The organism is Collinsella sp. AM17-1 (assembly GCF_003470665.1).
Classification (GTDB): Bacteria; Actinomycetota; Coriobacteriia; order Coriobacteriales; family Coriobacteriaceae; genus Collinsella.
Window position 1 is genome coordinate 221,900 of the sequence record NZ_QRJZ01000001.1, and the last position, 26,825, is coordinate 248,724.

Genomic DNA, 26,825 nt, shown 5'->3' on the forward strand with positions numbered 1-26,825 from the left:
TGCTTTGAAGGCTTATGGCGGTTCTGCCGTCGTCCTAGTCAAACAGACTCGGCATGTCGTTTTCCTTCATGAGGGCACCGGCGGAGGGGAGACTCTGCGCGGTGAACTTTTCGGCCGAGACGCCGGCGCCAAGGATTTCCTCGGTCGTGCCGACGGTGGTGACCGAGCGGCCCTTCTTGGCCGTGAAAGCCTGGACGCCCTGCGTGTTGGTGGTCGTCTTGGTCTTGAGCAGCGACGTGTTGAAGTTCATCAAACGATAGTCGCTCGAGACCAACGCGATGTCGCGATCTTCCTTGAGCACCTGGGCATACAGCAGCTTGCTGCCACCGTAGATGGCGTTCTTAAGGCGCTTGCGGTTGGTCTTGGTGACGTATCCGGCAAGTGCGACGCGCACCACGCGGCCGTTCTCAAAGACAAACAGCACGTCGGCCTTGTAGTCCTCGGGGTCGATGATCCAGATGACGCTCTCGTCGGGTTCCATCTCAAGATCGGTCGGCAGGTACGAGCCCAGCTGGGCCGACTTGGTGTCCTCAAATGCCGCAACCTTGCACTTGTACACCTGGCTCTTGTTGGTAAAGACCAGCAGCTCGTGGGTGTTGGAGGACGGGAACTCGATAAAGGGTTTGTCGCCGTCCTTGTACTTGAGCGTGGTCGCCTTCTTGAGCACGCGGTCGGTCATCTTCTTAAGGTAGCCGTCGCGCGAGAGCATGATGGTGACCGGGTACTCCTCGACCTCGGGCTCCAAGCTTACCTCGATAACCTCATGGGGCTCGATCCTGCCCGTGCGGCGCGGCATCACGTACTTCTTGTTGACCGCGGCCAGCTCGTCGCTGATGACCTTCTTGATGTTCTCCTCGCTGGAGAGGATCTCCTCAAGTTCGGCAATCTCACCCTCAAGCTTTGCAATGTCCTTGGTGCGGTTGAGGATGTACTCCTCGTTGATGTTGCGGAGCTTGAGTTCGGCAACAAACTCGGCCTGGGTCTCGTCGATGTCGAAACCCTTCATAAGGTTGGGCACGACCTCGGCTTCGAGCTTGGTGCCGCGGATGATGGCGATGGCCTTGTCGATGTCGAGCAAAATCGCCTCTAGGCCGTGCAGCAGGTGCAGGCGCTCGGACTTTTTGCCCAGGTCAAAGTTAATGCGGCGACGCGTGGACTCAATACGCCACTTGACCCACTCGTGCAGGATCTGGCGCACGCCCATAACACGGGGGTAACCATCGACCAGCACGTTGAAGTTGCACGAGAACGAATCCCGTAGCGTGGTCGAGCGATAGAGCTTCGCCATGAGCTTGTCGGGGTCGACGCCGCGCTTAAGGTCGATGGCGATGCGCAGGCCCGAGAGGTCGGTCTCGTCGCGTATGTCAGCGATCTCCTTGACCTTGCCCTCCTTGGAGAGCTTGACGATGCGCTCGATGATGACATCGGTCTTGGTGGTGTAGGGGATCTCGTAGACCTCGATGATGCGCTCTTCGGGAATCCAGCGCCAGCGGGAGCGGATTTGGAAGCTGCCAAGGCCGGTCTCGACGATCTTCTCCATCTCCTCGCGGCGGTAGATAATCTCGCCGCCGGTGGAGAAATCGGGCATGGGCATGTACTCGAGCAGGTCGCAGTCGGGATCCTGCAGGTAGTGCATCGTGGCGGTGCAGACCTCGTTGAGATTGAAACCGCAGATATCGGATGCCATGGCGACGCCGATTCCCTTGTTTGCCGAGACGAGGATGTTGGGGAACGTAGTAGGCAGCAGGCGCGGCTCCTTCATGGCACCGTCGTAGCTGTCAACGAAGTCGACCGGGTCTTTGTCGATGTCCTTGAAGATCTCGGCACTGATGGGGGAGAGCTTGGCTTCGGTATAACGCGAGGCGGCGTAGCTCAGGTCGCCCGAATAGTACTTGCCAAAGTTGCCCTTCGACTCCACGAAGGGGGCGAGCAGCGCCTCGTTGCCGGTGGCCAGGCGCACCATCGTCTCGTAGATCGCGGCGTCGCCGTGCGGGTTGAGCTTCATGGTCTGGCCCACGATGTTGGCGCTCTTCTGGCGCTCGCCCTTGAGCAGGCCCATCTTGTACATGGTGTAGAGCAGCTTGCGGTGCGAGGGCTTAAAGCCGTCGATCTCGGGGAACGCACGCGAGACGTTGACGCTCATGGCGTAGGGCATGTAGTTGACCTCGAGCGTCTGCGTGATCGGCTGGTCGGTGACCTCGGAGTGCAGGCCGATGACGTTCTCGTCGTTGACCTGCTTTTTCTTTGGCTGGTTCTTCGTCTTCTTCTTTGCCACGATTTCCTCTTGAACTTCTTATGGGCCGTCGTTATCGATTTGCTGCTACTGCAGATCTAGCTGGTCCAGGTATTCCTTGCCGTGCTCGGAGATATGGCGCTTGCGGCCCGCCTCGTCGTTGCCCAGCAGCAGGTTGAACATGGTTTCCATCTTGGTGACGTCCTCGGGCTCCACCTTGATCAGGCGACGCGTCTCGGGGTTCATGGTGGTGAGCCACATCATGTCCGGATCGTTTTCACCAAGACCCTTGGAGCGGTTGATAGAACACTTCTGGTCGCCGATTTCTTTGAGGATGCCGTTCTTCTCGAGCTCGGTGTAGGCAAAGTAGGTCTTCTCTTTGCAGTTGATCTCGTAGAGCGGCGACTCGGCGATATAGACGTAGCCCTCGTCGATAAGCGTGGGCACCAGGCGATAGAGCATGGTGAGGACGAGCGTGCGGATGTGATAACCGTCGACGTCGGCGTCCGTACAGATGATGACTTTGTTCCAGTTGAGGTTGTCCAGGTCGAAGGCGCCAAGGTTCTTGATGCGCTTGTCCTTGATCTCCACACCGCAGCCCAGCACGCGCATGAGGTCCATGATGATGTCGGACTTAAAGATGCGCGGGTAGTCCTCCTTCAGGCAGTTGAGGATCTTACCGCGAACGGGCATAACGCCCTGGAACTCGGCATCGCGCGACGTGCGAATGGCGCCTGCTGCCGAGTCGCCCTCTACGATGTAGATCTCGCGGCGGCTCTTGTCCTTGGAGCGGCAATCGATGAACTTCTGCACGCGGTTGGCCATGTCGGTCTTCTGCTGCAGGTTGGTCTTGATACTCTGGCGCGTTTTCTCGGCATTCTCGCGCGAGCGCTTGTTGATGAGCACCTGCTCCATGATCTTGTTGGCGGCGTCCTTGTTCTCGATCAAGTAGGTCGAGAGGCGTTCCTTAAAGAAGGCAGTCATGGCCTGCTGGATAAAGCGGTTGTTGATGGCCTTCTTGGTCTGGTTTTCGTAGGACGTCTGGGTGGAGAAGCAGTTGGTCACCAGTACCAGGCAGTCCTGGACGTCTTGCCACTTAATACCGCTCTCGTTTTTGTTGTACTTGCCCTGTTGCTTGATGTAGGCATCGATGGCGCTGGTCAGAGCGCTACGGGCCGCCTTCTCGGGCGAGCCGCCGTTCTCGAGCCACGATGAGTTGTGGTAATACTCCTGCATCATGAAGGTGCGCGAGAAGCACATGCACGCGGTGATCTTTACGTTGTAGTCGGGCAGGTCCTCGCGGTCGCGACCGCGACGGTCGGCTTCGATAAAGAAGGGCTCGGTGAGATAGTCGGTGCCGACCTTCTCGAGCACGTAGTCCTCGATGCCCTTGGGATAGCAAAAATCCTCTTCGGAAAACTCGCCATCGTCACCCTCAATGCGCAGGCGGAAGGTCACGTTAGCGTTGACCACGGCCTGGCGGCGCATGGTCTCGCGATACCAGTCGTGAGGGATGCTAATCGAGGTAAAGACCTCAAGGTCGGGGCGCCACTTGATGGTGGTGCCGGTACGGTCCTCGTCGCTGGGCTCAATCTCGAGCGCCTTCTTTTTGGCGCCGACGACCTTGCCCTTCTTAAAGTGCAGGGAGTACTTGTTGCCGTCACGCCAAACCGTGACGTCCATGTATTCGGAGGCGTACTGGGTCGCGCAGGAGCCCAGGCCGTTGGTACCGAGCGAGAAGTCGTAGTCGCCGCCCTGGTTGTTGTTGTACTTGCCGCCGGCGTAGAGCTCGCAGAAGACGAGCTCCCAGTTAAAGCGCTTCTCGGAAGGGTTCCAGTCGAGCGGGCAGCCACGGCCGTTATCCTCTACCTGAATGGAGCCATCGCGAAAGGCGGTAAGGGTGATAAGTTTGCCGTAGCCCTGGCGTGCCTCGTCAACGGCGTTGGACAGGATCTCGAAGGCGGCATGCGCGCAGCCATCGAGTCCGTCCGAGCCAAAGATGACGGCGGGTCGTAGACGTACGCGTTCCTCGTCCTTGAGCTGGCGGATACTGTCGTTACCATAGTTTGCGGTGTTTTTTGCCATACTCGCTCTCTCGGTGCTCCTTTGCTGCGTTTTAGTCATATAGATAGTCAAGGTAGCATAGCCCAGGCCTTGGGCGATTCCAACCAACACGAATTCCATCGAACAATAGTTCGATTAGATAATGGATGCTTGGGATGCGGGTGGGGTCTGTCCTATTCAAACATCTGCGGCAGGTCGATGAAGACGGTTCGATCGCTTTCGTCAGCTTCGAAGCCCGAACGGGAGAAGAATCCGTAGCGATGGCACTTGAGCCCCGTTGCCTCGACTTGGGTGATTTCCTCGTCGACCATTTTTTGCGTGACGGGGGATTTGCGGAACTTTGCTTCGTAGAATGCGTAGCCCTCGGGGTCTTGCGTTACCACATCGAATTCGCCGCTCGTTTTGTTTGCGGGATCGTCGTACCAGTACTTGCCTATGGCATCGAAAGCCGGTTCGATCTTGCCAGTCCTGTTTTGCCGTACGAGGTATTGACGGCAGATCTCCTCGAACATATGTGGAGTGTAGTTTTCCTCGAAGTCTTGGGAGACGTGACGATCATAGAAGAATTCCGGGTCGAGCAGCTGACGCGCAGAAGCATTGCGGAAGACGTAGCGATAGTAAAAGAGCGAAAGTGGGTCCACCACAAAGTAGCCAGACTTGCGCTTATTCGTAGGGTCGTTGATGGGTGCACGCTTTTGGACGATTTCGAGTGACATGAGCTTGTCGAGTACGTCTGCCATGGCCGGACCGCTCGAGACGTGCGACTGTGCCAGCACGTCCCCCCAACGGGAGTAACCTTGTGCGAGAGCCCCGAAAACTTCGTTGGCGTTGGTCATCTTCGAGATCTCGGCGTTGAGATAGGACGGTACTTCGCTTTCTAAGCGGGCGCCAGGTTCTGTGACGAGCTCGATGATATTGTCGCGTACGCTTTGGGACTGATCGATGAGGCGATTGTAAAAGGGGATGCCGCCAAAAACGCTATAGAGCCGCACCTTGTCCTCGGGTGAGAACGCGGGATAGAACTTTGCAGCGTCAAAGTAATCCATGGGCTTAAGCTCAAGCGCGAGATCAATTCGCCCGTAGAGGGGGCTTTCATGCTCGATGAGAGATTTCATAATCTCAACATAGGAGCCGCACAGGACAATGTTTAAACGTGAGTCTTCCCTGTGAGCGTCGATTGAGGTCTGGAGAATGCTGTCTAAGCCTTTAACCGCATCTCTCAAGTAGGGGTATTCGTCGAGAACGAGGGTAATGTTCTTGTCTTTGGCTTGGGCAAACAGAAATTCGATGAGCTCGCGGATGCCCGTGAAGGCGAGCGGAGGAAAGCTTAGCGCTTCAGCAGCAAGGGCGGACAGACTCTCGAGGTTGTCTGCCTCGGAGGTTTGGCGGCACTCGTAATAGATCGTTGCGACGTCCGATAAATCGGTTAGCGCCTGCTTGATGAGCTCACTTTTGCCGACGCGACGCCTTCCGTAAATGAGAACATTGCGCTGCTCGGGCGCATTGAGTGTTTTCTTAATACGGGCGAGTTCAAGCTCCCTGCCAATGAATTCCACTTACTCGGTTCCTTCCGACTCGGTTTTGTCCGAGTTAATTGTATCGCATGAACAAGTTTATGCTCGAGTTTACTCGGACAAAACCGAGTCGGTTCTGTCCGAGTAAGTTTGAATAGCGAATCGAAATTGTTATGTCCACATGGCGATGGCGAACATGGTTTCCATAAGCGCCGCGTTCGCGCTTGTTATTGCCGCAATGCGCTGTGTCGCTGAGGCGCAGATCGTACTGCTCGAAAGCGTCTTTTGGTTGGCGAACCTGGCCACGGGCGTGTTCTGCGGTGCGACGATTTTCGCGGCCACGTTTGCTGTCCTGTGTGCAACGTTTTTCACGGCGAAAAGACGCCGTGCCAAGCTCGAGGCAGAACTCGACTCCTCAGACGACATCTAATGCGCAATGGGCCGGCTCTGGGTATCCAGAACCAGCCCATTTTGATGTTCGATTAGCCGAGTCGGCGCCTCTCACAAAAGTAAGCAGGAGCTAGCGACGCTTATCAGAATTGACCTCATTGGCGGTGTCGGTTTCGAGCGCCGTGCGGCGGGCGCTGTAGGCGACGAGGCCGGCGCCTGCCGCGGCGAGTGCTGCAGCGGCTGCCGTAAGGGGAGCGTTGACATCGCCCGTGCCCGCAAGTGCGCCCGCTTTTCCGGAGCGCTTGTTATTGTCGTGGTCCTTGCCACTGCCGGAGCTGCTTCCGCCGGAGCCGCCGCCCTCGTCAGTACCGCCGCCACTCGAGCCACCATCGCCGTCGACCGTCATCGGGGCGTCGTGAAGTCCTGTCGTATCCGCGCTGTCGCATACACCGACCTGAACTTCCGAGCGTTCGCATGCCGCGTCGGGCACATGAAGCTCGTGCAGTACGGCACCCAGCGCCGAGTTTGCGCCCGGTCGAATTTCCTCGAGCGTTACGGGATCGAGCGCCACCAGATTACGCGCCTTCGCATACAGCGTTACGCGTTTGCCCACTTCGTCGCTCCAACTCTCGGGGATGGCGAAGCTCATGCGGAACTGTGCCGTGCAACCCGGTGCCAGCACGGCGTTGCCGTTGTCGGCTACCAGCGGGTGCGTTGCAAAACGTGTGCCCAGCGTCTCGAGTGCGTACTTCACGTGTGCCATGTCGTTGGCCGAAGCGTCCTCGGCAAGCTCTGGATCGTAGATCGAAGCCATGCGTGCGTTCACTCCGAATCCGATGGATGCGCTGGAGAACGGCTGACTGGAGCCCTCTCGGTACAGATCGATCGTGCCGGCGGTCAGCAAGGTGTTGCCGTCGTTTCGCACCGTGACCATGAAGGATTCGCCTGCTGCTCCGGGTACCACCGCGCCCGAGGTAGCGACCGCGCCCGTCGGAGTGGCACACGCCACCAAGGGCACTTCGATGCCGTGCAGCTCCGCCTTGCTCTGCTCGGCACTCACAATGTGCGTGGCGAGCGCGGAGAGCATGCCTCCCGACGTCAAAAATGTCGTTATCTGATCGACGGGATGGTCCAGCTCGCACATCACGAACGGCTCCGTGAACAGATCGCCTGCCAAGGTGCTGGCGAAGATGCGGAAGTGCTTGCCCATCACTGCTACCGGGTTGCCTTCTTCGTCGTAGGTTTGTCCCACCTTGCCATCGGTGTTCTCTACATAGAGCACGCACCTGCCGTTGTTGCTTACGCTAAACGATGCCGGGCCACAGCCTGCGGCACCCACGGGCTGCGTTGCAAATGCCGATGCGCCTCGCGTCCAAGTAATATGCTGCAGTTGTTCGTTGACGGTGGCCAAAAAGCCCGTGTGCTGCGGCCATGGCACCGCATGGGGCACCGCGGCGTCCGGCGGCATAACGCCCCAGCCCGCGATAGACTGGCCGATCACGGCGTACGATGCGCAGCCGCAACCGTTTGCGGTCTCGTACGTAACGGGCACCACCATTTTGCCGTTGATATTCTCGGGCTCGCCCAGCTCGATACTCGACGGTGCCTGCGGAAAGCGAAGAACTTGGCGGAACGTCAGGCTGTCGCCCGAAACGTCCGACCACAGGGTAAAGCACTCCAGCGCAACCTCAGCCTCGCTGCCGAGCGCCTTTTCTGCGGTGGTTCCGCGGCGGTGGAGGTAGGCACCCGACAGGCGCCCGTCGACCAGCGTCTTGCCCACCGTGATACGCGGGCACTGCAGGCAATGGTAGCCATCCTCTTGCAGGCGGCCGCGCGAGATGCTGCGCCATGACGTATGCGACACCACGCGGGTCTCGTCATTACTTATGCGCAGGCGCACGACGGACAGTATGCCGGCTGTGCTTGCCGTATCGAAAAGGGTGTTGTCGCCGTCGGGGCGCTCGCCCGAGACCAGCAGCACGTAGGCGTCCTGGTTTCCCCTCCCGTCCGTATATTCCACCACGTCGAAGTCGTAATCGTATATGCCGTCGCGCTCCACGTCGCTCTCGCCAAACCCAAGGGGGAAGTCCACGGGCGTGGGGGCGGACCACGTGCCGTTTGCCCTTGTGTGCACCACCAGGCGCGAGCGGCCATTGTCGCCGTAGCACACCGAGGCGATACGGAACAGGCATTCTACGCCGGCAATCATTGCCAGCTTCATGTGGGCTTCGCTGAGCACGCCGGAAAACAGCACGTTGTCGCTCGAGGGTTTTATGCCGCCACGCTCGTCCTCCGACACGCCGGCAGAATTGGCGTTGGGGTCCGCAACGGCGTTCGTCGCCTGCCCGATATAGGTGTACTTATACATTGGCGCGGCGTTTTCGTCGTTCTCTATCAGTGCATGGACGAAATGCTCGATCTGTCCCGTGTCGTCGCTTTCTGCATCCGCCTCGAGCTCAATGCGCGTGACCGCTTGATCCCAATCGCGCACGACAGGCGCGGCGTTTACGGCAGTGGCCTTAACCTCGGCGCGTGCGAGCAGCTCGGCGTTGGTGACGATGGTGGCCGACGCGATAAACTGCGGCACACCACCTGCCTCGGCGTTGCCGCCCGAGCCGAAGCAGGCGTTCAGCGTATAAGGCGTATCTCCACCCAAGGCCAGCTCAGAGCGCTGGAGTACATACTGGTCGCCGTTGTTCACCGACATATTCCACGAATCGGCGAGTGTGGGCCACGATCCCGACCAAGCCTTGGTGGTCCACTTGAACATAACGAACTGGAGTATCACATCGACATCGACGTCTGCACCTACGCGCAGTCGCGGAAGCGGGTGTCCATCTGCCTTCTCGTACCCAATGAACAGCGTGAGGGATGCGGCGCCGCGCACGGCAGACGAGGCGACGCCCGCAACGCCGGCTCCAAAGGTAACGGCAAGCCCGATCTGGATGGTGAACGAGCCCGACGTGTTTGACCAATCGAGCGAAATGTTTTTAAAAAACGCCGCGCCGCTACCGTGCGTGTGGGCGCCCACGGCGAGCGCCAGTTTTGCCAGCACCCAGGGGTTGACGTTTAGGAAAAACGGCACCGGTCCCAAGGTGAACTGTTCGGTCCAGTTGAGGTCGGTTCTTACCTGGAAGAGGGCCTTAATATTGCCGTATGCGGGGTCGTTGTTGTCACCCCAGGTTTTGCCCGCCCAATCGTAGGCGAGCGAGCCGTACAGCTGTGTGGCGATATCCATCGTGAACAGCAGCGTGCAATGGTGGCGAAGGAGCTTGGTGTTTCTTGGGTCGGTGCCCGAACCGGCGCTCATGCTCTTGTACTGATTCCACTTCCCCTCCATCTCGTCGAGATAGCGGTTTGCCTGCTTGGCGCCCGACTCGCGCGGCGATTTCTTCCAGTATTCCGGATCAGGGCTGCCCGAATCGTTCATATAGCTGGCTGGTTTGTATCCTCCGCCAAACAGCACGTACCCGGCAAACGAGAAATCGAAGAGGATCGGAAATGTGGGCATCCAACACGTGAACTTATTACCACCGATGCCGGGAAACGATGCGGGGAAATCAAACGGAGTGACCTCTTGGTCCATGGTGGTGGGAATGATGGTGGTCGAGCCCGATTCCGCCTTTGCGGCCGGCGCGGTGACAACGGCCATGGGGGAGGAGAGCGTGTAGGTTTTGCCCTGATAGTCGAGGACAAAGCGCAGCTTGCACCCTTCTTCCAGAAGGCCCGATGCCGCATCGAGGAACTTATCTTCGAGTGTGAACGTTGCCAGATTATCCGTGCCCGATGCGCTGGCCTTGACTTGGCCAATCTGCGTGACGGTTTCGGGTGAGCTGCCCGCGGCAGGCGTCACTTTATTGATATGTAACGTTGCCTGCCCGCCCTGCGGCAGATGGGCCTGCACGGTAAAAGCGTGCGTGTTGGGCTGGTCGTTTGCCGTATCGTCCTTCGGCAATGTCATGAACGTGGCGTCGGCGTACTGGATGTCCCATTCGTCAAACGTGAGCTGGCGGAAGTACGGCTCGCCGTCGGAAAACGGACGTGTGGGCGCGGTTATGGCGGTGCCGCCCAGAATGCGAGCAAGGGGAATCTCGACATCACGGTATTCCGCCATGCTAATGGAGATGCCGCCGTTAAATTCGTACGCGTCGAGAAGCGTCGCCTCGTCCACGTAGCCTTCCGAAAGCGGCGCGACCTCAAAGATGGCCGTGCCTTCGTCATCGGTAGTGGCGGTGAGCTGCTTGCCTGCAGCATAGCGCGATGTGAGCGTGACCTGGGCACCCGTGATGGGCGTATTCTTGTTGGCGACGTCGACCACGACCACACCAAACATGGTGCGCGAGAGCACCAAGACCTTGAAGGGGTCTTCTTCGTCGGCATAGGCCGCGGTGGGCGCGAACGGCAGCAGGAAGGCATTTTCGCTTCCCGGCACGCGAAGCAACATAATGCTCGCTAGCGAGGACGCTCCAGCAACAAGTAACGAACGGCGATCAAGCATCTTTGGCCCCCATCCAGCAGGTATCGATGGAAATAATCCAATTTTGCAAGAAGGCATCCAGTCACGGTAGTGCCGTTCAAGGGTCAAAATGTCCAAATTGATCGAGCGAAGCGCCGGGTTCCGGAACGCGTTCGATGCGCTTGGCAGCCCGGTCGCTAACGCAACATATGCGCGACCAGCTCGGCGCGAGTTCCGATACCAAGCTTGGCATACACTCCTGATAGGCGGTTTTTGACGGTGCCCGGCGATACTCCCATATGGCGTGCGATTTCGGCGTTGGTCCACCCACGACAGGCGAGCATGGCCATGGTGAATTCCGTGGTCGTTAGATCGTCGGCCACGTCCTCGCCCGAATCGGGGTTGTGGATGCGCCGCCAGCCGTAGCTGAATCGATACGTAATCTCGATGATGCGTGCGAAATCGTCAGGGTATTGCGATTTTAGGCATGCCTCGATGAGTCCCTGCAAAAGGCCATGGTGTTCGCCGATGAGTTCGATAAGGCCGTCGGGGCGCGCAATGTCCCAAGCGGCGCCAAAGTGCGCTTTTGCGGCGTCGACGTCTTTGAGACTCATACAGGCCATCGAAGCCGACAAGTGCAGGAATAGCTCCGAGATGGGGTAGCTTCCCTGTTTCATAATCAGGGCGTTTTCCGCCATGCCCAGGCTGCGGCCGTATTCGCCGCGCAGATACAACGCGTGCGCCACCACGTAGCTGGCGAACAGGCGCAGGCCTTCGGGCAGATGCGCCGCAAGCGGATAAAACTCTTCGGCAGAATACGGGGAAGGCAAGTGCAACAGGACGCTCGCGGCGGAGGCGAACAGGATATGCGTGGCGTGAGCGGCGGGCGACTCCTCGTCAGTTGGCGTATCGAGGATGCCCGTAAGGCACCGGCGGGCGTCGGCGATACGGTTGAGCGACAGGCTGGCGTATCCGCAGATAAAGCATGCGGAATAGCGCAGTGCGGGATCGGTGGCGTCAAGATAGGGGCGTGCTGTCTCGGCGGCGAGTGTGGCCTGTCCGCGAAAGTACAGCGCTTCTGCCGTGGCGATGGTGCGTGAATCGGGGTCGGAAATGCCTGCAACCGCAGCGTCAATCTGCCCCGGCACAAAGGCAGTGCACATCAACGGCATGGGAATGCGCGGGTAGCCATCGCAGTCCATCTTCCATCTCCCAACAGCTGGCAACATTAGCAGCCATTTTACCCCTGTTGCTCGGGACTGGAATTTGTGGTTATCGCCTACGATTATGCCGAACGTATAAAGGAAGAGTCTATTGTCGATGCTCCCAAGGTGGCTACCGAAGCCTAGCTGACCTCGACATTAGGAAAAATTGCCACCCCTGCAAAAAGCTCCGTCGCAGCGATGGGAAACGAACCTCGCTCTGCATATAATGAGGTCATATGACGGTGCGTTTGCATATGCGCGGCGCGTTCCATCGACCCGAAAAGGAGCCCTGCATGGATTCCAACAAGCGTCCCGACGACATGGTGCGTATCACCACTCCCGAACTCGCTCAGGCGTTCATCGAAGAACAGGTTGCTGCAATCCGTGAGCAGATCGGCAACAAGAAGGTCCTGCTGGCCCTTTCTGGCGGCGTTGACAGCTCGGTCGTCGCGGCGCTGCTGATCAAGGCTATCGGCAAGCAGCTCATCTGCGTGCACGTGAACCACGGCCTGATGCGCAAGGGCGAGAGCGAGCAGGTCGTCGACGTGTTCCAGAACCAGATGGACGCCAACCTGGTTTACGTGGACGCCACCGACCACTTCCTCGATAAGCTCGTCGACGTCGACGAGCCCGAGACCAAGCGCAAGATTATCGGCGCCGAGTTTATCCGCGTGTTCGAGGAAGAGGCCCGAAAGGTGGGCGACGAGGTCAGCTTCCTCGCCCAGGGCACCATCTATCCCGACATCCTGGAGTCCCAGGATGTCGTGAAGGCTCACCACAACGTGGGCGGCCTGCCCGAGGATCTGCAATTTGAGCTCTGCGAGCCCGTTAAGCTGCTGTACAAGGACGAGGTGCGCGTCGTGGGCCGCGAGCTCGGCCTGCCCGAGAACATGGTTGAGCGTCAGCCGTTCCCCGGTCCTGGCCTGGGCGTCCGCTGCCTTGGCGCCATCACCCGTGACCGTCTCGAGGCGCTGCGCGAGGCCGATGCCATCGTGCGCGAAGAGATCGACAAGGCCGGCCTGACCATCTGGCAGTACTTTGCCGTAGTGCCCGATTTCCGCGCTACCGGTGTGCGCGAGGGCAAGCGCGCCTACGACTGGCCCTGCATTATTCGCTGCATCAACACCGTCGACGTCATGACCGCCGAGGTGCCTGAGCTCGACTGGGCGCTGCTCAAGCGCATTACCGCTCGCGTGACCGCCGAGGTCCCCGGTATTTGCCGCGTTTGCTACGACCTCACGCCGAAGCCCGTTGGCACGGTCGAGTGGGAGTAAGCTTCTATTCTTTTGGACGAATTGCATTGACGGAGAAGGGGTCCCGCGCAAGCGTGTGCGGGACCCCTTTCGTTTTACTGTTCGGTTAACGCTACGGATTGTTTTGGAAGGCTTACGAGCATGGTGGTCCCGTTCTCGGAACTTGTTTCGACCTCTACCGTGCCACCGTGAAGCGCTGCAATTTCCCAAACAAGCGCTAGCCCGAGTCCTGCGCCGCCGTATGCCCTGCTGCGGGATTTGTCTAGACGAAAGAACGGCTGGAAGATGCTCTCTCGGTACTGCTTGGGTATTCCCGGGCCCTGGTCCTCGACTCGCAGGAACACGTGGCTGTCGTTGTCGCAGATGGAGACGTTGACAGTCGAGCCGGGGCGGCTGTAACGGATGGCATTTTCGACCAGGTTAAACACCAGCCGATAGAGGAGCGTGTCGCTCCCGATTACTAAAGCGTCTCCAGCACAATTGAGGGCTATGCCCTTATTTTCGGCAAGTGGCGCAAGGTCGGTGAGGACCTCTTCGGACAAGGGACCAAGTTCCACATCGTCCTCGCAAGGAACGCTGCGGAGCTCACTCATCTCGAGCAATACCTTGGCCATTCGAGACATGCGCTCGGTTTGTTCTTGTAGCAGGCCGAGCAGCTCGGCTGTTTCGGGTTGCAAACCGGAGTGTTCGGAGATGAATAGTTCAATCTGTGCTTGCATAAGGGCGAGCGGGGTGCGCAGCTCGTGTGCGGCGTTGCCGGTAAACTGACGCTGTGCAGAGAACCCTTCGCCAAGACGAGCGATCATGTCGTTGAAAGAGGCGCTGCATCGTTGTAGCTCGGTGGGCACATCTTCATTGAGTCTGATTTCGCTTAGGTTGTCAGGTTGCACACGCTCAACCTGAGCTGCAAAAGCCCGTAGCGGTTTGAGTGCACGGCCGCTCACAAAGTATGCCAGCGCGCCGCCAAGGAGTGTGACTCCAGCCGTGATGTACCAGGCTGTCGTGCCAAAAGACTCCTGTGCGTCGTTTACGACGATCGTGACCTTGTCATCGAGGGCTGCTTTCGTTGGGTCGAACGCCTGGAGCGAATCTTCGCCGGTTGCGTTAAAGGCCGAGATGTCGCTGCCGATGGCATCCATGTAGCGCATGCCCGTATAGCCGACCAGGCAGTTCGTCAGCACGCATGCCGCACACGTGAGCAGTGCCGTCATAATCGTTATGCGCCATTGCAGCGAAAGCCCTTTCATTCTCCATCCTCCATAACGTAGCCCTCTCCAATCCGATTGCGAATCGGGTCGTATCCCAAAGCGCCGCGCAACTTTTTTCGGAGCGACGAGATGTGAACGCGGGTTGCGTTGCTAAAGCTGTTCACGGTGCTATCCCAAACGTGCTCTATAAGCTCCTCTTGGCTTACCGGTCGCCCCTGATTAAGCATCAGGTATTCCAAGATTCCCGTTTCCTTGCGTGTAAGAGATAGAGCCTCACTGTCCACGGAAGCGATGCGCGCCTTGGTGTCAAAGTTGAGCTTTCCGCAGGTTAATACTATGTCGCTTTGTGCGAAGCGCCTGAGGGTAAGGCTGCGGATCCTTGCCGCAAGTTCGTCCAGATGAAACGGCTTGGTAAGGTAATCGTTGGCGCCGGCATCGAGTCCGGCGACTTTATCGGATACTTCGCCACGTGCGGACAGAATCAGTACCTTGGTCTCGCAGTCGGTTTTCCTAAGTTCCCTGAGCACGGTCATGCCGTCGATACGGGGGAGATTGAGGTCGAGCACCACGAGGTCAAAGACTTCGACGCCCAGCAGGTCGAGCGCCTCCTGCCCATCGTGACAGCAGTCGACGCTGTACGCCAAGTTTCGCAAGCTGCGCGCGATTGCATCGCACAGTGCTCGCTCGTCTTCGACGATCAAAATACGCATAACAGTCTCCTTGCACATTCCATATCGCGCTTAACACGGATTTTATAGCCGATATGGTCCAATGGTCGCGTAACGAAAGGAGTGGTCGTGTTGTTCAAAGCGGTAAAACCCGTGGTACAGGTCGCTTTGTTGATCGTCGGAATTACCATGGTGTGCTTTGGTGTTATGCGTGGCGAGGCGGATGCCGTGCTGGCCAAAGCGATTAGGCTGTGCTTGGAGTGTATCGGAATTGGATAAAAGAGAAAACACTGCGTCGCATGTTTTGGCCCGATTTCGCGGATTCATTCAGGCGGCGGCGACGCTGGTCACCAATATTCACCTGCCAAACTTTGCCAAAGGCGGCATCTATCAGGGCGCGGGAAAAACAGTCTGCGTACCTGGGCTTAATTGCTATTCGTGCCCCGCGGCATCGGGTGCGTGCCCCATCGGGTCGTTCCAGTCGGTGGTAGGTTCATCCAAGTTCAACTTTTCTTACTATGTTACCGGTACGCTCATTTTGCTCGGCGTGCTGCTGGGACGCTTTGTATGCGGCTTTCTGTGTCCGTTTGGCTGGCTGCAGGAGCTGCTTCATAAGATTCCCGGCAAAAAGTTCTCCACGAAAAAGCTCAAGCCGCTCACGTACATCAAGTACGTCGTGCTGCTGTTTGCCGTGGTGCTGCTGCCCGTCTTGGTGGTTAACGACGTGGGCATGGGCGACCCGTTCTTTTGTAAGTACATCTGTCCGCAGGGTGTGCTCGAGGGCGCCATTCCGCTGGCCATTGCCAATGCCGGCATTCGATCTGCGTTGGGGCAGCTCTTTACTTGGAAACTTGCCGTTCTCATTGCCGTGGTAGCGCTGAGCGTTTTGTTCTACCGCCCCTTCTGCAAATGGATTTGTCCACTCGGCGCATTCTATGCGCTCATGAATAGGGTGTCCCTGCTGGGGATTCAGGTTGACGCGTGCAAATGCGTCTCGTGCGGCAAGTGCTCAAAGGTTTGTCAGATGGACGTTGATGTGGTCCGCGCGCCCAATCATGCCGAATGCATCCGGTGCGGAAAGTGCATCGGGGCCTGTCCTGTCGATGCCATCAGCTATCGCTATGGCCTGGATGTGTCGGCGGAAAAGCTTCCCTTGACCGCCGATAAAAAGTAAACAAGCTTCGACAAAACGGAGGAATGACTATGAAGCTTTCTAAGATTGCGGCCCTGTTTATGGTGCCGGTATTGGCCTTGTGCCTTGTGGCATGTTCGGCGCCCGGTGGCAATGCGAGCGAATCTGCGAGCTCCGATCCTAAGATCGCAGAGCTCACTGCGCAGAAGCCGGCCAATGCCGACGAGGCCGCTGAGCTGTATGCGAAGCTCATGCAGAAGGAGAACGAGATCTTTTCGAGTGATAACGCGCTGTGGGAAAAGGTATTCAATGCGGCAAATAAAGACTCGGCAATGATTGAGGATGGCAGCAATTACGGCGATTTTCTGCTCAAGACCATCGACGGCGCCAAGGATGAGTTCACGGCGGATGAGCTTAAGACACTCAAGGCCGGTGCACAGCAGATCAAGGAGATCGAGGACAAGCTCATGGCGCTGGAGAAGGAGTTCCCCGGATGCGGCAGCACGCCCGGCGAGGGGGAGAGCGTTGATGCCTCGACCGCGGGTATGACCAACGGCGAGAGCGGGGAGACGAAGTTCCCCAGCTTTAAGGGCAAGGACTTGGACGGCAACGATGTAAACAGCGACGAGCTGTTCTCCAAGAACAAGGTCACCGTCATGAACTTCTGGTTTACCACCTGCAAGCCGTGCGTGGGAGAGCTGGGCGATCTGGAGAAGCTCAACAAGGAGCTTGCCGAGAAGGGCGGCCAGGTCGTGGGCGTTAATTCCTTTACGCTCGATGGCAACAAAGACGCGGTGGCCGATGCCAAGGACGTGCTTTCCAAGAAGGGCGTGACGTATAAGAACATCTGGTTTAAGTCGGACAGCGAGGCCGGAAAGTTCACCTCCAACCTGTACTCGTTCCCGACCACCTACGTGATCGACCAGAACGGTAACATTGTGGGAGAGCCGATCATGGGCGGCATCAACTCCGCTGAGCAGCGCGAGGCGCTCAACAAACTGATCGATCAGGCACTCGCGAAGAGCGAACAGTAAGTCCGTGGGACAGACAACTGAAGGGGAGTCGCTGGAAACAGCGACTCTTTTTTCTGCTTCGGGGTAGCATCATGGGTATACGTCGAAAGGGCACGCAGCTTTTCGTGCATTGCCTGAGCGGTGCGCGAAGCAACCAAGCTGTGAGTTTTCTTAAGCGTTCTGGGTATGGCAGTGTCAAGAATATCGGCGGCATAAGCGGCTACACGGGAAAGGTGGTGCGTTAGCTATGAAGGTGGTTATCGTTGGAGGCGTCGCGGGCGGCGCATCGGCGGCGGCACGTTTGCGCAGACTCGACGAGCAGGCCCAAATTGTCATCTTTGAGCGCACGGGTTTTGTATCGTATGCCAACTGTGGGCTTCCGTACTACATTGGCGGCGTGATAGAAGAAGAGAGCGCATTGACGCTGCAGTCTCCCAAGGGCTTTTGGGATCGCTTTCGCATTGCGGTCAAGACGAGTCACGAGGTGTTTGCCATCCATCCCGATTCGCATACGGTCGAGGTTCGCAATATGCTGACGGGCGAGGAATTTGTCGAGACGTATGACAAGCTCATCCTGTCGCCGGGTGCAAAGCCGATTCGCCCTGCGTTGCCGGGCATCGACTCGGATAAAATCTTTAGCCTACGCACCGTTGAGGACACGCTGCGTATTCACAGCTATGTTCGAGAGCGGCGACCGAGCAGTGCCGTCGTGATCGGCGGCGGCTTCATTGGCGTCGAGACGGCGGAGAATCTGTGTGAGCTGGGGCTCCAGGTGACCCTTCTGCAGCGTCCCGTCCAGCTTATGAACAACCTGGATTACGACATGGCGACCCTTTTGCATACCGAGGTGCGTGAGCACGGTATCGATCTGCGCCTCAAGGCCGATGTGACAGGTTTTGAGGAAGTTGATGGCCGCGTTGTCACCCATGTTGCGGGCGATGACCCTATCGGAGCCGATATGGTGCTGCTTGCCATTGGCGTGGCACCTGAGAGCCATCTGGCGCAAGAGGCGGGGCTCGAACTGGGCATCAAGGGGGCTATTGTGGTCAACGACCGCATGGAGACCTCTGCTGCCGACGTGTATGCCGTGGGCGATGCCGTGCAGGTCACGCATCAGGTGACCGGCGAGGACGCGGTCATTTCGCTCGCCGGCCCCGCCAACAAGCAGGGGCGTGTCGTCGCCGATGTCATAGCCGGCATGGACAGCTGCTACCTCGGATCGTTGGGCTCATCGGTTATCAAGGTATTCGACTTGACGGCGGCAAGCACGGGACTATCCGAAAAGGCAGCACACGCGGCGGGAATTGACTGCGACAGCGTGGTCCTGTCGCCCGGTTCGCATGCGGGTTATTATCCGGGTGCAACGCCCATGACCATGAAGGTTGTCTTCGAGAAGCAGGGATTGCGCCTGCTGGGTGCGCAAATCGTGGGCATCGATGGTGTGGACAAGCGTATCGACGTTCTGGCGACTGCCATCCAGGCAGGCATGCGCGGCGATAGGCTTAAGGATTTGGACCTAGCATACGCGCCGCCGTATTCATCGGCGAAGGATCCCGTCAATATGGCGGGCTTTATGATCGAGAACCTCAATCGCGGCATACTGGCGCAGTGGCATTGGGAGGATGAGCCCAACTTGCCACGCGATGGCAGCGTGCAGCTGCTCGATGTTCGTACGGAAGGGGAGTATGAGCGCGGGCATATCGATGGTTTCGTAAACATTCCCGTCGATGATCTGCGCAATCGCCTGGGCGAGCTCGACCGGGCCAAGCCGGTCTACGTGATTTGCCAGAGCGGCATTCGCAGCTACATTGCTTGCCGTATTTTGGCGCAGCATGGCTTTGAGTGCTTTAACTTCTCGGGCGGCTATCGCTTCTTTGCAGCCGTGACTGAGGCTCGCCGCGGCAGCGCTAACGTTATGCCGTGCGGGCTCGAAAAGTAGCGCGCATTGGAATGTGACAAAGTGACAGCCTCTTTGTCGCATCGGGGATGTTATATGCGGGATGGTGCGCCATGCGGCGTGCTGTCCCGTTCGTTTTTTGGCGCGGTTCGTTACATTCCTCACTGGTATCGGCCAAAAATGAGGATAGAGTAGGACAAACGCGCCGAACGTGAACGGCGGGGGAGCGGGCGAGCGCGCCCGCGCGAGAGAGGTTGCCGTCCATGCTGGATCTCAGAGTTATTTGCAAAAGGTACGTTACGCAGTCGTTTACGCAGGTAGCGCTCGACAGCGTAAGCCTGTCTTTTCGCGATAACGAGTTCGTAGCCGTTCTGGGTCCCTCGGGTTCGGGTAAAACTACGATGCTCAACGTCATCGGCGGACTCGATCATTTCGATTCGGGCGATCTGCTGATCGACGGCATCTCGACCAAGGACTTCAACGACCGCGATTGGGATGCCTATCGCAATAATCGCATCGGCTTTGTGTTCCAGAGCTATAACCTCATTCCGCATCAGAGCATTTTGGAAAACGTGGAGTTGGCGCTTACGCTCGCGGGCGTGGGGCATGCCGAGCGCCGCCAACGTGCGCGCAAGGCGCTCGAGGCAGTCGGTCTGGGCGAGCACGTTGACAAGCGCCCGAGCCAGCTTTCGGGCGGGCAGATGCAGCGCGTGGCCATTGCCCGCGCCCTGATCAATGACCCCGAGATTGTGCTGGCTGACGAGCCGACCGGCGCCTTGGACTCAACGACGTCCGTCCAGGTCATGGATTTGCTCAAGGACGTTGCGCGCGACCGTCTGGTCATCATGGTCACGCACAATCCCGAGTTGGCATACAGGTACGCCACGCGCATTGTCAACCTGGCGGGCGGCAAGGTCACCGACGATTCAGATCCCTTTGATGCTGCCGAGGCCGCGCGTCGCGAGGCCAAGCCCACGCGCAAAACCTCGATGAGCTTTGTGACGGCGCTTGGGCTTTCTGCCCGAAATCTCATGACCACGAAGGGCCGCACGGCCATGACGGCCTTTGCAGGTTCGATTGGCATTATCGGCATTGCGGCGATCCTGGCACTCTCCAACGGCGTAAACGACTACATCAAAAAGGTCGAGGAGGACACACTCTCGAGCTACCCGCTTACGATTTCCAAACAAGATTACGACCTGTCGTCCATGATGGGCGGGCATGGGGCCACGGATGACGATACGTCCAAGAACGAGGGTTCGTCCGACGACGGCACCGACGGCAAGGCTCAGGGGACCGATAAGATCCCTGTGGTCACGGCCGTAAAGGATATGTTCGCAGGCGTTAAGTCAAACGACATGACGAGCTTTAAGGCATGGCTCGATGCCGGTGGCGACGGCATCGATAAAGAGGTCAACGCCATTCAGTACGGCTACGGCGTGACGCCGGTTGTCTATCGTGCCGGCAAGGGCGATGAGAAGCCTGTCCGGCTGGTGCCCAACGCCATGACCGAGGCCATGAGCGGCGGCGCAAGTTCGGCGGCAACGGTGAGCATGGATTCCATGGGGACCTCGGTCTTTAACGAGATGATTGACGACCAGAGCCTGCTCGACAGCCAGTACGATGTCGTTGCCGGCCATTGGCCTACGTCTGCCAACGAGGCCGTGATGGTGCTTTCGAGCCGCGGCACGGTGGGCGACTACACCCTCTATAGCATCGGTGCGCTGGATATCGATGAGCTCAACGACCTGGTCAACAGCGCCATGACGGCCGACGGCAAGGTCGGGACGCCCGAGACCGGCGCTGACTTTACCTACGACGATGCGCTGTCCACGACGTTTAAGGTGTTGTCGCCGGCCGATGCCTATCGCAAAAACGAAGAGACCGGCATGTGGACTGACATGTCTGGCGACGCCGACTTTATGAAAGCCAAGGTTGCCGACGGTATTGACGTGCGCATTGTGGGCGTGGTGCGACCCAACGAGGCGGCAAACGCGAGCGCATTGTCCCCGGGCATTGCCTATACGCATGCGCTGACTCGCCAGCTTATGAAGCGCGCTGCCAATTCGCAGATTGTGCAAGAGCAGCTTGCCCACCCCGAGACAGATGTGTTTACGGGCAAAACCTTTGACGAGTTGCAAGGCGAGGCCAAACAAGGCGTTGATCTGGGCAGCATGTTCAACGTGGACGAGGCGGAGCTCAAGAGCGCGTTCTCGTTCGATGCATCTGCGCTTTCGGGCGCGGCCAGCGGTGTGGACCTTTCTGGTATCGACTTGTCCGGGCTGGACATTGACCTTTCGGGCGTTGGGAAGGGCGTTGACTTCAGCGACATCATGGCCAAAGCGCCGGCCCCAGATTTCTCGGGCATCTTTGACGGCCTGGAGCTCACGCCCGAGCAAATGCAGCAGGCGGGAGCGCTTGCCAACCAGCTGTTTGAGGGCTTTATGCGCTCTGATCAGTTTAAGGCGCTGTCGCCCGAAGATCTTAAGGACGCGTCAAAGCTCGCTGCCGCATTCTCAGCGTACCTTGAGAATGATGTCGCAGCCCAGCAATACCTGGCTCAGCTCAGGGCGCTCGGCGGCGATGCCCTGGCCGAGCGTCTGCAGCAGGTGATGGGCGACTATGTGCAAAAGCAGCTGGCTCCGTATTTGCAGCAGTCTATGGATCAGGTGATGAAGGCGGTCAGCGAGCAGATTGCGACGACGGTATCAACCCAGCTCAAGGCGGGTGCGGCAGGGCTCATGGACCAAATGGCGACGCAGATGTCTTCGAGTTTTGCCAACTTGGCGAGCGCCATGCGCGTGGATGCGAACGCCTTTGCTCGCGCTATCCACTTTAACATGGACGCTGAGGACCTGAGTTCGCTCATGATGAGCTATGCCAAGGCGTCGAAGCTCACCTACGACAACAATCTGACCACGTTGGGCTATGCGGACGAGGCGGACCCCATTTCGGTCAAGATTTTCCCGCGCGACTTTGAGGCCAAGGAGCGCGTGCTTGATCACATCGATGCGTACAACAAGCAGGTCAAAGCCGCCGGCCACGACGAACAGGCCATCTCGTACACCGACTACATGGGCATCATCATGGGCTCGGTGACCGACATCGTGAACACCATCAGCTTGGTGCTCATCGCATTCGTGAGCATCAGTCTGGTGGTGAGCTCCATCATGATCGGCATCATCACCTACATCAGCGTACTGGAGCGCAAGAAGGAGATCGGCATCCTACGCGCGATCGGCGCGTCGAAGCGCAACGTGGCCAACGTATTTAATGCCGAGACCTTTATCGAAGGCCTCATTGCCGGCGTCTTTGCCATTGTCGTCGTGGTGGCCGTGAGCTTTCCGGTTAATGCCTGGGCGCTTGCGGCCAAGCAGGTGCCCAACCTGATGAGCCTGCCCGTTCAAGACGCGCTGATGCTCATTGTAATTTCGGTGCTGCTGACGGTCGTTGCCGGCCTGCTGCCGGCTCGCAGCGCATCCAAGAAAGACCCTGTGGAAGCCCTACGCTCCGAATAATGTGACAAAGGGACTGCCCCTTTGTCACATTTGCGCCTAGCTCGTTTTGCCCACCAACGTGATACGGATGCTTGGATGGGTGTACTCGTCAAACTCGTCCTCGGGATCCGTATCAAACGAGTAATACGTTTTGATGAGGTCGTCACTCGTCCTGATAGAGATTCTCTCGTAGAGTGAGCCGTTCAAAAATGTCTGCCTAAACTCTTCGGGGAGTTTCTGCGGTGCCAAGAGCTCGGGGCTCACCGTCTTGACGTCAACGGTTTGAACGGCAGAGGAAAGTTCGTCCAAGTCGAGCTCGATGCGGGCGAGGTTGTCCTCAAGGCTCGCGTCGGGGTCGATCTCTGCTATGTAACTCACTTCCTTGAGCGTTCCCTTGTTGTCGAAATCCAGGTACGTATAGGTCTTCTGGGTATCGGAGTCGCCGTCGTGAAGGTAGCCGCGGACGTGATAGCCGTAATCTTGATATCGCTCGTAAGGGTCATCGGCGGACACGTACTCGCATGCGGGTTCTAGCGTCTTGCGGGCGATGGCGATCTGCTCGGCCGCGGCCGCGGCGTTCTGTTGCATCTCGATGTTTCCCTGCGCCAGCTGCGGGATATAGGCACCGCACACGATTGCGAGGGGCAGTGCCACAAGCGCGACGATCCACTTTTTTGCACGGGGGATAGGCACGCCACAGGCCTCTGCCATGGCCTTTGCGTTGGCAAAGCTTTCGGCAAGCACGTCTGCCGCGGTGGCGACGGCGCCTACGGCAGCGGCGACTTCTGCCGCGCCGCCCAGGTTGCGTGCGGTCTCGTTGTCGCTGTTCTTGAGCAGGCGCGCGGCGGCCTGCGTACCGATAACACCTGCGATTTGTGCCGAGCGGTCTTTCTCAGCCTGCTCGACGACGAGTCGGTGCTGCATTTCTTTCCACTGCTTGCCGCGCATGCCAAAGCGCGGCGCGAGCGCGCAGTAGCAGAAGATGGCGAGCTCGACGGCGGTGAGCGCCAAGGCGGTCATCATGCCCGTCTCCTGGAAGCCTTCGTGATGGAAGACGATGTCGTCAATCATTTCGAAGGGAATGATCAAAAAAGGCAGCACAAACGCCATGGCAAGCGCCGCGCCGGCAACCTTGGGACAGATGCAGTATCGCTGGATACGCTTGCGTTCTTGTTCGGAAAGTGTTGCCATGGCTGATCCTTGGTGTCGTAACGGTCGTTGCGGCGCATGGGGCGCGGGGCGCATCAGTTTGAGCTAGCGCTGGATAAGAACATAGAGCAAGATGCTCATCGCGATGAGCAAGAAGCCTGCGATGTTAAACATCAGTGTGGCAAAGTTGCCCACGACGGGGCGTTCGACATAGCTTTTGTCTGGGTTGCTGGGGTTGTAGTACACGGTCATTTGGCTACCGAGGGGCCAAAGCTGCTCCGCGAGGGTGCCTAGGCGGGCGATGGGGCCTGTCTGCACGTGCAGCCAGCCCTTGGCGTCTTCGTAGGCGGTGGCTTGCGTGCGGATGGGGAGTCCCGACAAGCTTTTGGTCTTTATGCCACGGAATTGTTTTTTCGCGCGGTATTGCGTGCCGTCGACGGCGTATTCCAAAACGGGATACATCCTGCCTTCGCCCATAAAGCGATGGTCGATGACCGTTCCCATGGTCACGGCGGTACAGGCCTTGACTTTCTTGCGAGCGGCGGCTTTCATGAGCGCGCTCACTCCGATAAGCAGGATGCCGATGCCCCCAACCAAGATGAGCGCGAGCAGGGATATCTGCGACGTGGTCACGGCGTTCTCCTTTGGCGCGATACCGTCATATGTGACCCAGTATAGAGAATCCCGCCATCGATGAGCTATTGCGGGGGGGTCAATTCTGAATGTGACAAATGGACTGTCCCTTTGTCACATCGGGGACTGCGGAATCGAGGTCCAATACTTTTCCCGAGAAGTGAACGAGTGAAAACGGACTCCCGAAGCATCGACACTTTTGGTGTGCAATTTCCTGCGGTTTTGCCAGTCAAATCCTGCGGTTTTGACGCCTAAAAATGTCAATGCTTCGGGGGTCCAAATACAGCCGTTCACTTCTCGGGAAAAGTATTAGACCTCGAAATATGGGCGGTGTTCGCGAACGGCAACTAGCTTGCGTTCGGTAGCCGGCACTTGGGGCAAAGGGACTGTCCTTTTGCCCCTTCACCGTTGCATCGTATCTGGTGTGGAAAAAATATCGCCTGCGTTCTCGCGCCTGCGAAGAGTTCCTGAACCGCTTGAATGGGATGTGACAAAGGGACAGTCCCTTTGTCACATTGATTTGAGAATGGATGTTGATGTATATATCGCTGGCCCCCATGGAGGGGATTACCGGGCATGTGTTCCGTCGCGTGCATGCGGAGTGCTTCGGTGCGCTCGATTGTTATTACACGCCGTTTTTGCCGCCGCCGCGGGTAGGCAACCGCTTCGGCGGCAAGGCGTTTAAAGAGGTCGACCCTGCCAATAACCAGGGGCTTAACGTGGTGCCTCAGCTGATGTCAAAGAACGCGGACGAGTTTGTGTGGGCGGCGCAAGTGCTCGCCGACATGGGCTACCGCGAGGTCAATCTCAACCTTGGCTGCCCCTCGGGTACGGTTGTCGCCAAGGGCAAGGGATCGGGCTTTTTGCGTAACTTGGACGAGCTCGAGGTGTTCTTGAGCGATGTGTGCGAACGCTCGCCGTTGCCGGTGTCGGTAAAAACCAGGCTGGGGCTGGAGAGCGACGACGAATACGGGCGCGTGCTCGACCTGTACTGTCACGTGCCGCTGGCAGAACTGATCGTGCATCCGCGCGTACAAAAGGACCGCTATACGGGCTCGCCGCGCAAGGAGTTCTATGGCGAGACGCTGGAGCGTGCGTCGTTTCCGGTCGCCTACAACGGTGACATTTTTGATCTTGAGGATATGGATGCGCTGGTGGAGGCCTATCCCGGGACACGCCATGTGATGCTGGGGCGTGGTCTGCTCGCGAACCCCGCTCTGGCTCGCATGGTTAAGGGCGGTCCTGCTGCCACGGCGGCTGAACTGCAGCGTTTCCACGACATGCTGTTTGCGGCCTATGCGGAAGAGATTGGCGGCAACGCGGTCTTTCGCATGAAGGAGTGGTGGTTCTACGCCAAATGCGCCTTCGCCGATCCCGCGACCGTTCACAAACTCGTACGCAAGACTAAAAAGGTCGACGAATACCGCGCCGCTGTCGAGCGCGTCTTTCGCGAGCAGCCGCTTGCACCCGTTGCCCGCTTTTGCGGCTAAATGTAGTCGTTGGGGACGTTCTTTAACGACTAGTCATTTAAGAACGTCCCCAATGACTACCTGTGCTGGGCCCATGCAAAAAGCTGTACGTCAGCATCCAAGGATGTCGAAAAATATCGTTTTTGGATGCTGACGTACATGTTTGGTTCGGCAGGGGACTAGGCAATCATTGCATCGAGTGTAATGAGTTCCCTGAGTCGCTCCGTGCGCGTTTGCCCATGGCGCTTTGCCTTTGCGTCAAATGCTTCAAGAACCGATTCGCCCACACGTGCCGATAAAACAACGCTTGGTTCATCGGAAATCGGCGGCCTTCCCAACTTGACGGTGTGGCCCTTCGGCCACTCATCTTTTTCGTATGCCGCTGCGGCTTTTTCTAGCTCACCGGGAGCAAACCCCATCATCTTTTCGAGCTGTTTAGCGTCCATAGCGCCTCCTATCGATCGATTCCGATTTCCCTGAGCACCTTGCGCGTAGGAGGGACAAGGGCGTGGTAAATGATGTAACCATCCCGATCGGGGCAACATCGAGCGATGAGCTCCATGAGGCGGCTTCTCTTTTTGTATACAATTTTGTAGACAAAAATACAAGTAACTAGTCATTTAAGAACGTCCCCAACGACTGCCCACAAATAGCTGTACGTCAGCATCCAAAGATGTCGAAAAATATCGACTTTGGATGCTGACGTACATGTTTGTGCCGTATGGGTTTGTGCGTTGGGGCCGGCCGACCGCAATAGAACGCTAGAGCAGGTTCTTCTGTATCCACGCGATGATGTCGCCCGACTCGTAGAGTGGCGTGCCGTCAATGAACAGGCAGGGAACTTGGCGCTTTCCGCCGACGGCGATGAGCGTCTGCTCGGCATCGGAATCGGTCGAGATATTACGCTCGGGGATGGTCACGCCGTTATCGGCCAGGAAACGCTTGACCTTTATGCAATACGGGCAGCCGGTCATAACGTAGAGCGCGAGCTCGTGATCAGTAGCCATAGGTCTCCAATCGGTTGAGGTTTCGATTGAAATACCC

General features: G+C 58.0%; 19 protein-coding genes. 8 read left to right on the forward strand and 11 right to left on the reverse strand.

Annotated features, from left to right (window positions below):
* Positions 1-34: 34 nt before the first annotated feature.
* From DW195_RS00930 to DW195_RS00940, 3 genes are all read right to left on the reverse strand, one after another.
* Positions 35-2,275, reverse strand: coding sequence for a DNA gyrase subunit A (locus DW195_RS00930; RefSeq protein ID WP_118205411.1), 2,241 nt, complete (start codon positions 2,273-2,275; stop codon positions 35-37).
* 45 nt (positions 2,276-2,320) lie between these two features.
* Positions 2,321-4,318: a type IIA DNA topoisomerase subunit B gene (locus tag DW195_RS00935; protein WP_117820832.1), complete on the reverse strand. Its 1,998-nt coding sequence runs from the start codon at positions 4,316-4,318 to the stop codon at positions 2,321-2,323.
* Positions 4,319-4,470: 152 nt separating this feature from the next.
* Positions 4,471-5,853: an ATP-binding protein gene (locus DW195_RS00940; protein ID WP_118205413.1), complete on the reverse strand. Its 1,383-nt coding sequence runs from the start codon at positions 5,851-5,853 to the stop codon at positions 4,471-4,473.
* 154 nt (positions 5,854-6,007) lie between these two features.
* Here DW195_RS00940 and DW195_RS00945 point away from each other — a divergent pair, with 154 nt between their 5' ends.
* Positions 6,008-6,241 (forward strand): hypothetical protein, encoded by a 234-nt coding sequence (locus DW195_RS00945; protein WP_147356632.1) that lies wholly within the window; start codon positions 6,008-6,010, stop codon positions 6,239-6,241.
* 90 nt (positions 6,242-6,331) lie between these two features.
* Here the strand turns inward: DW195_RS00945 and DW195_RS00950 are convergent, their stop codons facing one another.
* Together DW195_RS00950 and DW195_RS10485 are read right to left on the reverse strand one after the other, a co-directional pair.
* A complete protein-coding gene (locus tag DW195_RS00950) occupies positions 6,332-10,645 on the reverse strand; it encodes a hypothetical protein (protein ID WP_118205417.1) in 4,314 nt (1,437 codons plus the stop codon).
* Positions 10,646-10,854: 209 nt separating this feature from the next.
* Positions 10,855-11,859: a helix-turn-helix transcriptional regulator gene (locus DW195_RS10485; protein ID WP_199576256.1), complete on the reverse strand. Its 1,005-nt coding sequence runs from the start codon at positions 11,857-11,859 to the stop codon at positions 10,855-10,857.
* Between the two features lie 296 nt (positions 11,860-12,155).
* Here DW195_RS10485 and guaA point away from each other — a divergent pair, with 296 nt between their 5' ends.
* On the forward strand, positions 12,156-13,136 hold the full coding sequence (guaA, locus tag DW195_RS00960) for a glutamine-hydrolyzing GMP synthase (protein ID WP_118205419.1): 981 nt from the start codon (positions 12,156-12,158) through the stop codon (positions 13,134-13,136).
* A 74-nt stretch (positions 13,137-13,210) separates the two neighbouring features.
* Here guaA and DW195_RS00965 read toward each other — a convergent pair whose 3' ends face one another.
* Together DW195_RS00965 and DW195_RS00970 are read right to left on the reverse strand one after the other, a co-directional pair.
* Entirely contained in the window at positions 13,211-14,362 is a 1,152-nt protein-coding gene (locus DW195_RS00965; RefSeq protein WP_118205421.1) for a cell wall metabolism sensor histidine kinase WalK, read from the reverse strand.
* Positions 14,359-15,033, reverse strand: coding sequence for a response regulator transcription factor (locus tag DW195_RS00970; protein ID WP_195246183.1), 675 nt, complete (start codon positions 15,031-15,033; stop codon positions 14,359-14,361). The genes DW195_RS00965 and DW195_RS00970 overlap by 4 nt, the downstream gene beginning before the upstream one ends.
* Positions 15,034-15,123: 90 nt before the next feature.
* On the opposite strand from DW195_RS00970, the gene DW195_RS10490 reads away from it, so the two are divergent.
* From DW195_RS10490 to DW195_RS00995, 5 genes are all read left to right on the forward strand, one after another.
* Positions 15,124-15,270, forward strand: a complete 147-nt coding sequence (locus tag DW195_RS10490) for a CD1871A family CXXC motif-containing protein (RefSeq protein ID WP_035136962.1) — start codon at positions 15,124-15,126, stop codon at positions 15,268-15,270.
* A complete protein-coding gene (locus tag DW195_RS00980; RefSeq protein WP_118205425.1) occupies positions 15,263-16,165 on the forward strand; it encodes a 4Fe-4S binding protein in 903 nt (300 codons plus the stop codon). Before DW195_RS10490 ends, DW195_RS00980 begins: the two co-directional genes overlap by 8 nt.
* 29 nt (positions 16,166-16,194) lie before the next feature.
* Positions 16,195-17,157 carry a TlpA disulfide reductase family protein gene (locus DW195_RS00985; RefSeq protein WP_118205427.1) on the forward strand — a complete coding sequence of 321 codons (963 nt, stop codon included), beginning with the start codon at positions 16,195-16,197 and terminating at the stop codon, positions 17,155-17,157.
* A gap of 226 nt (positions 17,158-17,383) precedes the next feature.
* Entirely contained in the window at positions 17,384-19,075 is a 1,692-nt protein-coding gene (locus DW195_RS00990) for an FAD-dependent oxidoreductase (protein ID WP_117743321.1), read from the forward strand.
* Between the two features lie 221 nt (positions 19,076-19,296).
* A complete protein-coding gene (locus DW195_RS00995; RefSeq protein ID WP_118205429.1) occupies positions 19,297-22,551 on the forward strand; it encodes an ABC transporter ATP-binding protein/permease in 3,255 nt (1,084 codons plus the stop codon).
* A gap of 36 nt (positions 22,552-22,587) precedes the next feature.
* Here the strand turns inward: DW195_RS00995 and DW195_RS01000 are convergent, their stop codons facing one another.
* Both DW195_RS01000 and DW195_RS01005 read right to left on the reverse strand, forming a co-directional pair.
* Positions 22,588-23,721 carry a hypothetical protein gene (locus DW195_RS01000; protein ID WP_118205431.1) on the reverse strand — a complete coding sequence of 378 codons (1,134 nt, stop codon included), beginning with the start codon at positions 23,719-23,721 and terminating at the stop codon, positions 22,588-22,590.
* Between the two features lie 63 nt (positions 23,722-23,784).
* Entirely contained in the window at positions 23,785-24,312 is a 528-nt protein-coding gene (locus DW195_RS01005) for a DUF3592 domain-containing protein (RefSeq protein ID WP_118205433.1), read from the reverse strand.
* 536 nt (positions 24,313-24,848) lie between these two features.
* On the opposite strand from DW195_RS01005, the gene DW195_RS01015 reads away from it, so the two are divergent.
* Complete coding sequence (locus tag DW195_RS01015) at positions 24,849-25,802, forward strand: tRNA-dihydrouridine synthase (RefSeq protein ID WP_118205435.1); 954 nt, start codon at positions 24,849-24,851, stop codon at positions 25,800-25,802.
* Between the two features lie 158 nt (positions 25,803-25,960).
* Here DW195_RS01015 and DW195_RS01020 read toward each other — a convergent pair whose 3' ends face one another.
* Positions 25,961-26,227, reverse strand: a complete 267-nt coding sequence (locus DW195_RS01020) for a ribbon-helix-helix protein, CopG family (protein WP_055252530.1) — start codon at positions 26,225-26,227, stop codon at positions 25,961-25,963.
* Between the two features lie 315 nt (positions 26,228-26,542).
* Positions 26,543-26,788: a glutaredoxin gene (locus tag DW195_RS01025; RefSeq protein WP_117635838.1), complete on the reverse strand. Its 246-nt coding sequence runs from the start codon at positions 26,786-26,788 to the stop codon at positions 26,543-26,545.
* Positions 26,789-26,825 lie beyond the last annotated feature (37 nt).